Source organism: Pseudomonas brassicacearum (assembly GCF_000585995.1).
GTDB classification, from domain to species: domain Bacteria; phylum Pseudomonadota; class Gammaproteobacteria; order Pseudomonadales; family Pseudomonadaceae; genus Aquipseudomonas; species Aquipseudomonas brassicacearum_A.
The window spans coordinates 5,982,480-5,994,935 of record NZ_CP007410.1 but is presented as its reverse complement, the minus strand read 5'-3'; the positions used below and the strand labels follow the sequence as shown (position 1 = coordinate 5,994,935).

Annotated in this window: 6 protein-coding genes, 5 tRNA genes and 3 rRNA genes; 12 read left to right on the top strand and 2 right to left on the bottom strand. The window is 53.8% G+C overall.

The features are described from left to right. Positions 1-26 precede the first annotated feature (26 nt). Together CD58_RS25810 and CD58_RS25805 are read right to left on the bottom strand one after the other, a co-directional pair. On the bottom strand, positions 27-1,118 hold the full coding sequence (locus CD58_RS25810) for an anhydro-N-acetylmuramic acid kinase (protein WP_025215765.1): 1,092 nt from the start codon (positions 1,116-1,118) through the stop codon (positions 27-29). 3 nt (positions 1,119-1,121) lie between these two features. Further along, positions 1,122-2,537 (bottom strand): peptidoglycan DD-metalloendopeptidase family protein, encoded by a 1,416-nt coding sequence (locus CD58_RS25805; protein WP_025215764.1) that lies wholly within the window; start codon positions 2,535-2,537, stop codon positions 1,122-1,124. Positions 2,538-2,748: 211 nt separating this feature from the next. Between CD58_RS25805 and tyrS the strand changes: the two genes are divergently transcribed. The 12 genes from tyrS (at position 2,749) to CD58_RS25745 (ending at position 12,452) form a co-directional block, all read left to right on the top strand. Further along, complete coding sequence (gene tyrS / locus CD58_RS25800; RefSeq protein WP_025215763.1) at positions 2,749-3,948, top strand: tyrosine--tRNA ligase; 1,200 nt, start codon at positions 2,749-2,751, stop codon at positions 3,946-3,948. Between the two features lie 550 nt (positions 3,949-4,498). Beyond that, a 16S ribosomal RNA gene (locus tag CD58_RS25795) occupies positions 4,499-6,035 on the top strand. 123 nt (positions 6,036-6,158) lie between these two features. Next, positions 6,159-6,235: transfer RNA gene (locus CD58_RS25790), tRNA-Ile, on the top strand. A 10-nt stretch (positions 6,236-6,245) separates the two neighbouring features. After that, a tRNA-Ala gene (locus CD58_RS25785) sits at positions 6,246-6,321 on the top strand. A gap of 246 nt (positions 6,322-6,567) precedes the next feature. Continuing rightward, positions 6,568-9,459, top strand: a 23S ribosomal RNA gene (locus CD58_RS25780). A gap of 167 nt (positions 9,460-9,626) precedes the next feature. Continuing rightward, a 5S ribosomal RNA gene (rrf, locus tag CD58_RS25775) occupies positions 9,627-9,742 on the top strand. The 16S, 23S and 5S rRNA genes sit together here with 2 tRNA genes alongside, the layout of an rRNA operon. 133 nt (positions 9,743-9,875) lie before the next feature. Then, positions 9,876-10,832 (top strand): bifunctional biotin--[acetyl-CoA-carboxylase] ligase/biotin operon repressor BirA, encoded by a 957-nt coding sequence (gene birA, locus CD58_RS25770; protein ID WP_025215762.1) that lies wholly within the window; start codon positions 9,876-9,878, stop codon positions 10,830-10,832. Then, positions 10,822-11,571 carry a pantothenate kinase gene (locus CD58_RS25765; protein ID WP_025215761.1) on the top strand — a complete coding sequence of 250 codons (750 nt, stop codon included), beginning with the start codon at positions 10,822-10,824 and terminating at the stop codon, positions 11,569-11,571. The genes birA and CD58_RS25765 overlap by 11 nt, the downstream gene beginning before the upstream one ends. A 7-nt stretch (positions 11,572-11,578) precedes the next feature. Next, positions 11,579-12,025 (top strand): hypothetical protein, encoded by a 447-nt coding sequence (locus tag CD58_RS25760; RefSeq protein WP_025215760.1) that lies wholly within the window; start codon positions 11,579-11,581, stop codon positions 12,023-12,025. Positions 12,026-12,167: 142 nt separating this feature from the next. Continuing rightward, positions 12,168-12,252: transfer RNA gene (locus tag CD58_RS25755), tRNA-Tyr, on the top strand. Between the two features lie 24 nt (positions 12,253-12,276). Then, positions 12,277-12,350: transfer RNA gene (locus CD58_RS25750), tRNA-Gly, on the top strand. A gap of 26 nt (positions 12,351-12,376) precedes the next feature. Then, a tRNA-Thr gene (locus CD58_RS25745) sits at positions 12,377-12,452 on the top strand. Positions 12,453-12,456: the final 4 nt, after the last annotated feature.

Below are 12,456 nucleotides of genomic sequence, written 5' to 3'. Positions count from 1 at the left end.
CGTTTTTTTGTCCGGGATTATTGGGTTCAGGCGGGATAGATGGCGCCGAGTATGCGCAAGCCCCGGGCGCCGGTGACACTTGGGCGATTGGCTGGAATGCCTTCAAGGCAGCAATGGGCCAGCCAGGCGAAGGCCATGGCTTCGACCCAGTCCGGGTCCACACCGTAAGCTGCCGTGCTGCTGACTTTGGCATCCGGCAGTAAATCGGCCAGACGCTTCATGAGTGTATGGTTATGCGCGCCGCCACCGCAGACCAGCAGCTCTTGAGTCTCTGCCTGGGCGTTTTGCAGTGATTCGACGATGGTCAGGGCTGTCAGCTCAAGCAGTGTTGCCTGTACATCTTCAGCGGCAAAGGCTGGTAGGCGTGACAGGTGTTGGGTCAGCCAGGCCAAGTTGAAGACTTCTCGCCCAGTGCTTTTCGGACCTTTGGTGACAAAGAAAGGGTCGCTAAGCAGTTCCTTGAGCAGAACCGGTTTGACCGTCCCGCTGGCGGCCCATTGTCCGTCGCGATCGAAATGCTCGCCCCGTTGCTGGTGTATCCAGGCATCGAGCAAGACGTTGCCGGGGCCACAATCGAAACCGGCTACCGGTTTTGCGGGTTCTATCAGGCTCAAATTGCTGAAGCCGCCAACATTCAGCACCGCACGATTGCCGGCTCGTTCTTCGAACAGTGCTTCGTGAAAGGCTGGGACCAGAGGCGCACCTTGCCCGCCAGCCGCTACGTCACGACTGCGGAAGTCGCTGACGATGGTGATGCCGGTCAACTCGCTCAGCAGTGCGGGATTGCCGATCTGCACGGTAAAGCCACGGGCTGGTTCATGGCGAATGGTCTGGCCGTGGCTGCCAATCGCCGTTACGTCTTCGGGCCTGAGGTTCTGTTCATTGAGTAGGGTATTAACCCCCTGGGCAGCCAGCTCTACCCAGTTTTGCTGGGCAATGGCGGAGCGGGCGATCTCATCGGGCCCGCTGCTGCACAATCCGAGCAATTCGGTGCGCAGGGCGGCGGGCATGGGGATGTAGTGCGTAGCGATCAATCGGATCGCCGGGGCCAGTTCGATCAGTGCGATATCCAGGCCATCCAGGCTGGTCCCGGACATCACACCGATATAGAGCGCCATGGCTTAGCGCTTGCTCGAAGCCAGCATGGTGGCTTTCTCTTGATCCATGCGAGCCATCAAGGGCTGGCTTTGAGCCAGGAAGCGCGAGCGCTCGGATTTGGCGATCGGGTCGGCCATCGGCAGCTTCTGGCCCAGAGGGTCGACGTGGACCCCGTTGACCTGGAACTCATAGTGCAAGTGCGGTCCGGTGGACAGGCCGGTGGTGCCGATATATCCGATGACCTGGCCTTGCTTGACACTGCCGCCGGTCTTCACGCCTTTGGCGAAGCCCTGCATGTGGCCGTACAACGTGCGGTAGGTGTTGCCGTGCTGGATGATCACGGTGTTGCCATAACCGCCGCGGCGCCCGGCCAGCAATACTTTACCGTCGCCGGCGGCCTTGATTGGCGTGCCACGGGGCGCTGCGTAGTCGACGCCTTTATGGGCGCGGATTTTGTTCAGGATCGGGTGCTTGCGGCCTGCGGAGAACTTCGAGCTGATGCGGGCGAAATCAACCGGCGTACGGATGAAAGCCTTGCGCATGCTGTTGCCATCGGCAGTGTAGTAGCTGCTGTTGCCTTGTTTGTTGGTGTAGCGCACCGCGGTGTAGGTCTTGCCGCGGTTGGTGAAGCGCGCGGAAAGGATCGGACCGTTGCCGACGCTCTTTCCGTTGACCACTTTCTGTTCGTAGATGATGTCGAACTCGTCGCCCTGGCGAATATCCTGGGCGAAGTCGATGTCGTAGCCAAACACGCTGGCCATGTCCATGGTCAGGCTATGGGAAAGGCCTGCGCGCGCGGCGGACTGCGACAGTGAGCTGTTGATCACGCCATGGACGTACGCCGAACGCACGGTAGGCTTGGCGGTCACCCGATTGAATACATAACCCTGGTCATTCTTGGTCAGGGTGATGCTTTCCAGGTCGCTTAACTTGGTGTGCAGGTTGGTCAGCTGTCCGTCGGGATTAAGTTCGAATTCGAGTTTCTGGCCACGCTGCAGTTGGGTGAATTGTTTGGCTTGCTTGTCGCTGGCCAGGATTTCGTGGACCGAAGTCGAGGGCAGGCCCACCTTTTCGAAGAGGGTGGAGAGCGTATCGCCTTTGGCGACTATGACCTCGCGGTGGTCCGGTCCTTTCTTTTCTTCTACAGCTGGAGGCTCTGACTGAGCGGCCTCGGTGGTGTCTTCAGGGCTGTTTTCAATCTGCGCGAAAGGGGAGGCGGCCGGTTCGTTTGTGGCTTGAGCGGCTTCGGCAGCGTCTTGATCTTGTGTCAGTTGTTCAGCAGGGCTTTCCAGTTCAAGACTCAGAGTCGTCTTTTTGGCTTCAACATCGCTGGAGGGGAACACCAGGAGCGCCAGGCTAAGGAGGGCTGCGATACCACTTGCGGCAAGCAGGTGGGTCTTTGGGTAAAGCGGCGGCGCTTTAGACGGTTCTGTGGTCATAGGTAATTTTGACTTTTGAAAAGATGAATTGGAAAAGATGAATGACATGATGAAGATGAAATAACTGTATAAAATATAACCAAAACCCCTTCGAAGCAAGCCCGCGGACGCTCTGTCTGTGGATTGGCGTCCCCGCGCCGGGCAAACCTTGTATTTGGTGTGCGTTCTTGTATGGTTGGGTCCCTTTGAATCTGAGCCTTGCGGGTCTGTTATGAAGTCGGTTGAAGAGCAGCTAGCGCTGATCAAACGTGGTGCGGAAGAACTGTTGGTCGAGTCCGAGCTGATCGAAAAGCTCAAGCGCGGGCAGCCGCTGCGTATCAAGGCTGGTTTCGACCCGACGGCACCTGATCTTCACTTGGGTCACACCGTGCTTATTAATAAGCTGCGCCAGTTCCAGGATCTGGGGCATCAGGTCATCTTCCTTATAGGTGACTTCACCGGGATGATCGGTGATCCGAGTGGCAAGAGTGCTACCCGTCCGCCGCTGACCCGCGAGCAGGTTCTCGATAACGCCGAGACCTACAAGACTCAAGTCTTCAAGATCCTTGATCCGGCCAAGACCGAAGTGGCTTTCAACTCCACTTGGATGGACCAGATGGGGCCGGCGGATTTCATTCGCCTGACTTCCCAGTACACCGTGGCTCGTATGCTTGAGCGCGATGACTTCGACAAGCGCTATACAACCAATCAGCCAATCGCCATTCATGAGTTTCTCTACCCGCTTGTGCAGGGTTATGACTCGGTCGCGTTGCGAGCGGACGTTGAACTCGGCGGCACCGACCAGAAGTTCAATCTGTTGATGGGGCGTGAGCTGCAGCGCGGTTATGGCCAGGAGGCCCAGTGCATCCTGACCATGCCGTTGCTTGAGGGGTTGGACGGTGTGAAGAAGATGTCCAAGTCGTTGGGCAACTACGTTGGCATTCAGGAAGCGCCGGGCGTTATGTACGGCAAGCTGGTTTCCATTCCAGATGTACTGATGTGGCGTTACTTCGAGCTGTTGAGCTTCCGCTCCATGGATGAAATCAATGCATTCCGTGCAGATGTTGAGGCTGGAGCTAATCCGCGGGACATCAAGATCAAGCTGGCCGAAGAAATTGTCGCTCGTTTTCATGGTGAAGAGGCTGCGGCTAATGCTCACCGTGCGGCAGGTAATCGTATGAAGGATGGTGAGCTGCCGGACGATCTGCCAGAGATCGAACTGACAGCGGCCGAGAATATGCCGATCGCGGCTGTTCTTAACAAGGCGGGCCTGGTCAAGAACGCGGCGGTAGCGCGAGATCTCCTTGGTTCCGGCGGTGTGCGTATCGATGGTGAGGTTGTGGATCGCGCCTATATATATGAGCTGGGTTCTACCCATGTATGCCAGGCCGGTAAAAAGGCTTTCGCCCGTATTACGCTGAAATCCGAATAAAGCTGAAAATAGCTGTTGACGGCAAGTCCTAGACGTCTATAATTCGCCCCACTTCCGGCGCAGTCGAAACGGAAAACTCCTTGAGATTCAAAGAGTTATATGGTTTTCGACAGCAGCCTGCTTCAGTTCATCGAAGCCTGGAAGGAGTCAATGGGGCGGTGTTGTTTGGCCCTGTCGACGGTTCGATCTTCTCGGTCGAAAGCGGAGAAAAAGAGGTGTTGACAGCAGCGAGTAACGCTGTAGAATTCGCCTCCCGCTAACGAGAGATCGGAAGCGCAAGTGGTTGAAGTTGCAAAGGAAACTTTGAAAACTTCTGAAAATAACCGCTTGACAGATACACGGGGCGCTGTAGAATGCGCGCCTCGGTTGAGACGAAAGGCTCAACCCACCGCTCTTTAACAACTGAATCAAGCAATTCGTGTGGGTGCTTGTGGAGTCAGACTGCTAGTCAACAGATTATCAGCATCACAAGTTACTCCGCGAGAAATCAAAGATGTAACCAACGATTGCTGAGCCAAGTTTAGGGTTTTCTCAAAACCCAAAGATGTTTGAACTGAAGAGTTTGATCATGGCTCAGATTGAACGCTGGCGGCAGGCCTAACACATGCAAGTCGAGCGGTAGAGAGAAGCTTGCTTCTCTTGAGAGCGGCGGACGGGTGAGTAATGCCTAGGAATCTGCCTGGTAGTGGGGGATAACGCTCGGAAACGGACGCTAATACCGCATACGTCCTACGGGAGAAAGCAGGGGACCTTCGGGCCTTGCGCTATCAGATGAGCCTAGGTCGGATTAGCTAGTTGGTGGGGTAATGGCTCACCAAGGCGACGATCCGTAACTGGTCTGAGAGGATGATCAGTCACACTGGAACTGAGACACGGTCCAGACTCCTACGGGAGGCAGCAGTGGGGAATATTGGACAATGGGCGAAAGCCTGATCCAGCCATGCCGCGTGTGTGAAGAAGGTCTTCGGATTGTAAAGCACTTTAAGTTGGGAGGAAGGGCAGTTGCTTAATACGTAACTGTCTTGACGTTACCGACAGAATAAGCACCGGCTAACTCTGTGCCAGCAGCCGCGGTAATACAGAGGGTGCAAGCGTTAATCGGAATTACTGGGCGTAAAGCGCGCGTAGGTGGTTTGTTAAGTTGGATGTGAAATCCCCGGGCTCAACCTGGGAACTGCATTCAAAACTGACAAGCTAGAGTATGGTAGAGGGTGGTGGAATTTCCTGTGTAGCGGTGAAATGCGTAGATATAGGAAGGAACACCAGTGGCGAAGGCGACCACCTGGACTGATACTGACACTGAGGTGCGAAAGCGTGGGGAGCAAACAGGATTAGATACCCTGGTAGTCCACGCCGTAAACGATGTCAACTAGCCGTTGGGAGCCTTGAGCTCTTAGTGGCGCAGCTAACGCATTAAGTTGACCGCCTGGGGAGTACGGCCGCAAGGTTAAAACTCAAATGAATTGACGGGGGCCCGCACAAGCGGTGGAGCATGTGGTTTAATTCGAAGCAACGCGAAGAACCTTACCAGGCCTTGACATCCAATGAACTTTCCAGAGATGGATTGGTGCCTTCGGGAACATTGAGACAGGTGCTGCATGGCTGTCGTCAGCTCGTGTCGTGAGATGTTGGGTTAAGTCCCGTAACGAGCGCAACCCTTGTCCTTAGTTACCAGCACGTTATGGTGGGCACTCTAAGGAGACTGCCGGTGACAAACCGGAGGAAGGTGGGGATGACGTCAAGTCATCATGGCCCTTACGGCCTGGGCTACACACGTGCTACAATGGTCGGTACAGAGGGTTGCCAAGCCGCGAGGTGGAGCTAATCCCACAAAACCGATCGTAGTCCGGATCGCAGTCTGCAACTCGACTGCGTGAAGTCGGAATCGCTAGTAATCGCGAATCAGAATGTCGCGGTGAATACGTTCCCGGGCCTTGTACACACCGCCCGTCACACCATGGGAGTGGGTTGCACCAGAAGTAGCTAGTCTAACCTTCGGGAGGACGGTTACCACGGTGTGATTCATGACTGGGGTGAAGTCGTAACAAGGTAGCCGTAGGGGAACCTGCGGCTGGATCACCTCCTTAATCGACGACCGCAGCTGCTTCATGAGCTCCCACACGAATTGCTTGATTCATTGAAGAAGACGATAGAAGCAGCTTTAAGCTCCAAGCTGATAGCTCATAGCTAACAGTTACAAGCTCGAAATTGGGTCTGTAGCTCAGTTGGTTAGAGCGCACCCCTGATAAGGGTGAGGTCGGCAGTTCGAATCTGCCCAGACCCACCAATTTTGTTATGGGGCCATAGCTCAGCTGGGAGAGCGCCTGCCTTGCACGCAGGAGGTCAGCGGTTCGATCCCGCTTGGCTCCACCATAAACTGCTTCTGAAAGCTTAGAAATGAGCATTCCATCAAGGTGATGGTGAATGTTGATTTCTAGTCTTTTGATTAGATCGTTCTTTAAAAATTTGGGTATGTGATAGAAAGATAGACTGGACGTTACTTTCACTGGTAACGGCTCAGGCTAAGGTAAAATTTGTGAGTTGCTCTTAAGTGAGCAAGCGTACGAATTTTCGGCGAATGTCGTCTTCACAGTATAACCAGATTGCTTGGGGTTATATGGTCAAGTGAAGAAGCGCATACGGTGGATGCCTTGGCAGTCAGAGGCGATGAAAGACGTGGTAGCCTGCGAAAAGCTTCGGGGAGTCGGCAAACAGACTTTGATCCGGAGATGTCTGAATGGGGGAACCCAGCCATCATAAGATGGTTATCTTGTACTGAATACATAGGTGCAAGAGGCGAACCAGGGGAACTGAAACATCTAAGTACCCTGAGGAAAAGAAATCAACCGAGATTCCCTTAGTAGTGGCGAGCGAACGGGGACTAGCCCTTAAGCTTCTTTGATTTTAGCGGAACGCTCTGGAAAGTGCGGCCATAGTGGGTGATAGCCCTGTACGCGAAAGGATCTTAGAAGTGAAATCGAGTAGGACGGAGCACGAGAAACTTTGTCTGAATATGGGGGGACCATCCTCCAAGGCTAAATACTACTGACTGACCGATAGTGAACTAGTACCGTGAGGGAAAGGCGAAAAGAACCCCGGAGAGGGGAGTGAAATAGATCCTGAAACCGTATGCGTACAAGCAGTGGGAGCCCACTTTGTTGGGTGACTGCGTACCTTTTGTATAATGGGTCAGCGACTTATTTTCAGTGGCGAGCTTAACCGAATAGGGGAGGCGTAGCGAAAGCGAGTCTTAATAGGGCGTCTAGTCGCTGGGAATAGACCCGAAACCGGGCGATCTATCCATGGGCAGGTTGAAGGTTGGGTAACACTAACTGGAGGACCGAACCGACTACCGTTGAAAAGTTAGCGGATGACCTGTGGATCGGAGTGAAAGGCTAATCAAGCTCGGAGATAGCTGGTTCTCCTCGAAAGCTATTTAGGTAGCGCCTCATGTATCACTGTAGGGGGTAGAGCACTGTTTCGGCTAGGGGGTCATCCCGACTTACCAAACCGATGCAAACTCCGAATACCTACAAGTGCCGAGCATGGGAGACACACGGCGGGTGCTAACGTCCGTCGTGAAAAGGGAAACAACCCAGACCGTCAGCTAAGGTCCCAAAGTTATGGTTAAGTGGGAAACGATGTGGGAAGGCTTAGACAGCTAGGAGGTTGGCTTAGAAGCAGCCACCCTTTAAAGAAAGCGTAATAGCTCACTAGTCGAGTCGGCCTGCGCGGAAGATGTAACGGGGCTCAAACCATACACCGAAGCTACGGGTATCACTTAGGTGATGCGGTAGAGGAGCGTTCTGTAAGCCTGTGAAGGTGAGTTGAGAAGCTTGCTGGAGGTATCAGAAGTGCGAATGCTGACATGAGTAACGACAATGGGTGTGAAAAACACCCACGCCGAAAGACCAAGGTTTCCTGCGCAACGTTAATCGACGCAGGGTTAGTCGGTCCCTAAGGCGAGGCTGAAAAGCGTAGTCGATGGAAAACAGGTTAATATTCCTGTACTTCTGGTTATTGCGATGGAGGGACGGAGAAGGCTAGGCCAGCTTGGCGTTGGTTGTCCAAGTTTAAGGTGGTAGGCTGGAATCTTAGGTAAATCCGGGATTCTAAGGCCGAGAGCTGATGACGAGTTACCCTTTGGGTGACGAAGTGGTTGATGCCATGCTTCCAAGAAAAGCTTCTAAGCTTCAGGTAACCAGGAACCGTACCCCAAACCGACACAGGTGGTTGGGTAGAGAATACCAAGGCGCTTGAGAGAACTCGGGTGAAGGAACTAGGCAAAATGGCACCGTAACTTCGGGAGAAGGTGCGCCGGTGAGGGTGAAGCATTTACTGCGTAAGCCCATGCCGGTCGAAGATACCAGGCCGCTGCGACTGTTTATTAAAAACACAGCACTCTGCAAACACGAAAGTGGACGTATAGGGTGTGACGCCTGCCCGGTGCCGGAAGGTTAATTGATGGGGTTAGCTAACGCGAAGCTCTTGATCGAAGCCCCGGTAAACGGCGGCCGTAACTATAACGGTCCTAAGGTAGCGAAATTCCTTGTCGGGTAAGTTCCGACCTGCACGAATGGCGTAACGATGGCGGCGCTGTCTCCACCCGAGACTCAGTGAAATTGAAATCGCTGTGAAGATGCAGTGTATCCGCGGCTAGACGGAAAGACCCCGTGAACCTTTACTATAGCTTTGCACTGGACTTTGAATTTGCTTGTGTAGGATAGGTGGGAGGCTTTGAAGCGTGGACGCCAGTTCGCGTGGAGCCAACCTTGAAATACCACCCTGGCAACTTTGAGGTTCTAACTCAGGTCCGTTATCCGGATCGAGGACAGTGTATGGTGGGTAGTTTGACTGGGGCGGTCTCCTCCTAAAGAGTAACGGAGGAGTACGAAGGTGCGCTCAGACCGGTCGGAAATCGGTCGTAGAGTATAAAGGCAAAAGCGCGCTTGACTGCGAGACAGACACGTCGAGCAGGTACGAAAGTAGGTCTTAGTGATCCGGTGGTTCTGTATGGAAGGGCCATCGCTCAACGGATAAAAGGTACTCCGGGGATAACAGGCTGATACCGCCCAAGAGTTCATATCGACGGCGGTGTTTGGCACCTCGATGTCGGCTCATCACATCCTGGGGCTGAAGCCGGTCCCAAGGGTATGGCTGTTCGCCATTTAAAGTGGTACGCGAGCTGGGTTTAGAACGTCGTGAGACAGTTCGGTCCCTATCTGCCGTGGACGTTTGAGATTTGAGAGGGGCTGCTCCTAGTACGAGAGGACCGGAGTGGACGAACCTCTGGTGTTCCGGTTGTCACGCCAGTGGCATTGCCGGGTAGCTATGTTCGGGAAAGATAACCGCTGAAAGCATCTAAGCGGGAAACTTGCCTCAAGATGAGATCTCACTGGGACCTTGAGTCCCCTGAAGGGCCGTCGAAGACTACGACGTTGATAGGCAGGGTGTGTAAGCGCTGTGAGGCGTTGAGCTAACCTGTACTAATTGCCCGTGAGGCTTGACCATATAACACCCAAGCAATTTGAGTCGGCTCTTTAATACGGAGCATCAGATTGCGGTGTGTGAAGACGACACGAACCGAAAGTTCGACGCTGCTCACAAAGCAACACACAAACTATCGCATACCCATTCGCTGGAACGTGCCCGCAAGGCACGCGCTGGCTACCGAATTTCTTGACGACCATAGAGCATTGGAACCACCTGATCCCATCCCGAACTCAGCAGTGAAACGATGCATCGCCGATGGTAGTGTGGGGTTTCCCCATGTGAGAGTAGGTCATCGTCAAGATTAAATTCCGAAACCCCTATCTGCTGACGCAGGTAGGGGTTTTGTTTTGCCCGCAGGAAAGGCACTTTGTGTTTCTATGCAACTGTCTTGCGCATAGCTATCATGCGGGCCTCATTATCAGGGCGCAGTTCGCATGCTCACGTTGCTAAAACTTCTGAAGGATGGCCGCTTCCATTCGGGTCAAGCGCTGGGCGTTGCGCTGGGTATCAGTCGCAGTGCTGTATGGAAGCAACTGCAGCACCTGGAGGCAGAGTTGGGGTTGTCTGTTCACAAGGTTCGAGGCAAAGGGTACCAGCTGGCCAAGCCTCTGCTGCTTTTGGAGGCGGCTGAGATCGGCGCACAAGGGCTATGTGAATGGCCTATTCACATATTTGACTCCATCGATTCCACTAACGCAGAGGCGCTGCGCTCTATAGAGCGCGGAGTGGCGGCTCCCTTCATGGTGTTGGCTGAGCGACAGGTGGCTGGTCGTGGTCGTCGCGGTCGTAAATGGGTCAGTCCTTTTGCCGATAACCTCTATTTCAGTCTGGTATTGCGCATTGATGGCGGCATGAGGCAGATCGAAGGGCTCAGTCTTGTTGTGGGGCTTGCTGTCATGCACGCTTTGCGTGATATGGGGATTGTGGAGGCAGGACTTAAGTGGCCTAACGATGTCCTGATTGGTGAGAAAAAAATTGCAGGTATTTTGCTTGAGTTGGTAGGGGATCCTGCGGACGTCTGCCACGTTGTCCTCGGTGTAGGAATCAATGTGAATATGCAATCGACCGACGAAGTCGATCAGCAGTGGACGTCCATGTGTCTAGAGGCGGGTAGGGATTTCGACCGGAATGAACTGGTGGCCCGCTTGGGGGCCCAGCTTCAGCAATATCTGAGGCTTCATCATGCATCGGGGTTTGCTGCGATCCAGTCGGAATGGGAGAGATACCATCTGTGGCAGGGGCGAGCTGTATCATTGATTGCCGGCATTAATCAAATCGACGGCGTTGTGATGGGTATTGACCGCCAGGGTGCGCTGCGTTTGAAGGTGGATGGCGTGGAAAAGATCTTTAGCGGTGGTGAGCTCAGTTTGAGGTTGCGTGATGATTCTTGAGCTCGACTGCGGCAATAGCTTTATCAAATGGCGTGTCCTTCAGTCCGATGGTCTTACTCCGGTTGACGGGGGGGTGGTCAGTTCTGACGGCGATCTGTTGGCAAGCCTGAGTTGCGCTGACAAATTCCAGCTCAAAAAATGTCGCCTGGTTAGTGTGAGAACTCCAGAAGAGACTGACTCGTTAGTCGCCTCGCTGGTGGATGTATTTGGAGTGTCCGTGGCTCGTGCCGTACCTGCTCGGGAGATGGCGGGCGTGAGTAATGGCTATGAGGATTACGAGCGGTTGGGGCTTGACCGCTGGCTAGCGCTACTCGGTGGGTTTCATCTTGCTTCGGGGGCCTGCCTGGTACTCGATTTTGGTACGGCTATCACGGCGGATTTCGTGGCTGCTGATGGTGAGCATCTTGGGGGGTTCATTTGTCCAGGTATGCCTTTGATGCGTAATCAATTGCGTACTCATACACGACGAATTCGTTATGACGATACGGCCGCCGAGCGAGCTCATGAAAGTCTGGTCCCGGGTCGCACGACTGTTGAAGCGGTCGAGCGTGGTTGCATGCTGATGCTCAGGGGGTTTGTCCTGACTCAGCTTGAGTTGGCTCGGGAATATTGGGGGAGCAATTTCGTGGTGTTTCTCACGGGAGGAGATGCCAATTTGGTTTCTGGGGTCGTTCCTGATGCCAAGGTGGTGCCTGACCTGGTTTTTGTTGGATTGGCAATGGCCTGTCCTTTGTCCTGAGGTATCTATGCGGTGGCTGTTCCTGTTATTGCTGGTTTTGAATGTCTTCTACTACGTCTGGCATCAACAGGAGGCCCCGCTTCGCGCAAAGGATGTTACGCCGCTGAGTTTGTACCGTGGCTCGCAGCAGGATATTCATCTATTGAGCGAAACAGCTGATGCGCTGGTGAGGCGTGATTCAGGAAAATCCGCTGAGGCGCAAAAGACGTGTGTTTACTTGGGTGGTTTTGCTCGCCTGGAAATAGCGAAGCAGCTGGAGCAGCGACTGACGGTATTGGGGGTTGGAGCTCGTCCTGCTGCGTTGGGCTCGCCTGAGGGTGCAGGGTTTTGGGTTCAGGTTCCCCCTGATAGCGCGGGGAAAGTGAATGAAGCGCTGCTTCAAAACCTTTCTAAAGAATTCAATGAGTTAAAACATAAAATAATGCCTTGCGAAGGGGTTGCACCGGCAGGATAGTTTGCATAGAATGGCGCCCGCTTCGCAGTGAAGACCTTTAACGGTTAACGATGCGAAGCATGGTCAACGCAGCTAACCTCAGGTTTTTAATGAGAAAATGCTTGACAGAAGGTCGGCATAATATAGAATGCCGGCTCGCTTAGGAGGGGTTCCCGAGCGGCCAAAGGGATCAGACTGTAAATCTGACGTCTACGACTTCGAAGGTTCGAATCCTTCCCCCTCCACCATTTTTAGCGTGAGCTGCAAGCTCCGCGGGTATAGTTTAGTGGTAGAACCTCAGCCTTCCAAGCTGATGATGCGGGTTCGATTCCCGCTACCCGCTCCAAGTTTGCAGGTTGTGCATAGTGTTTTGCTCTTGTAGCTCAGTTGGTAGAGCACACCCTTGGTAAGGGTGAGGTCAGCGGTTCAAATCCGCTCAAGAGCTCCATATA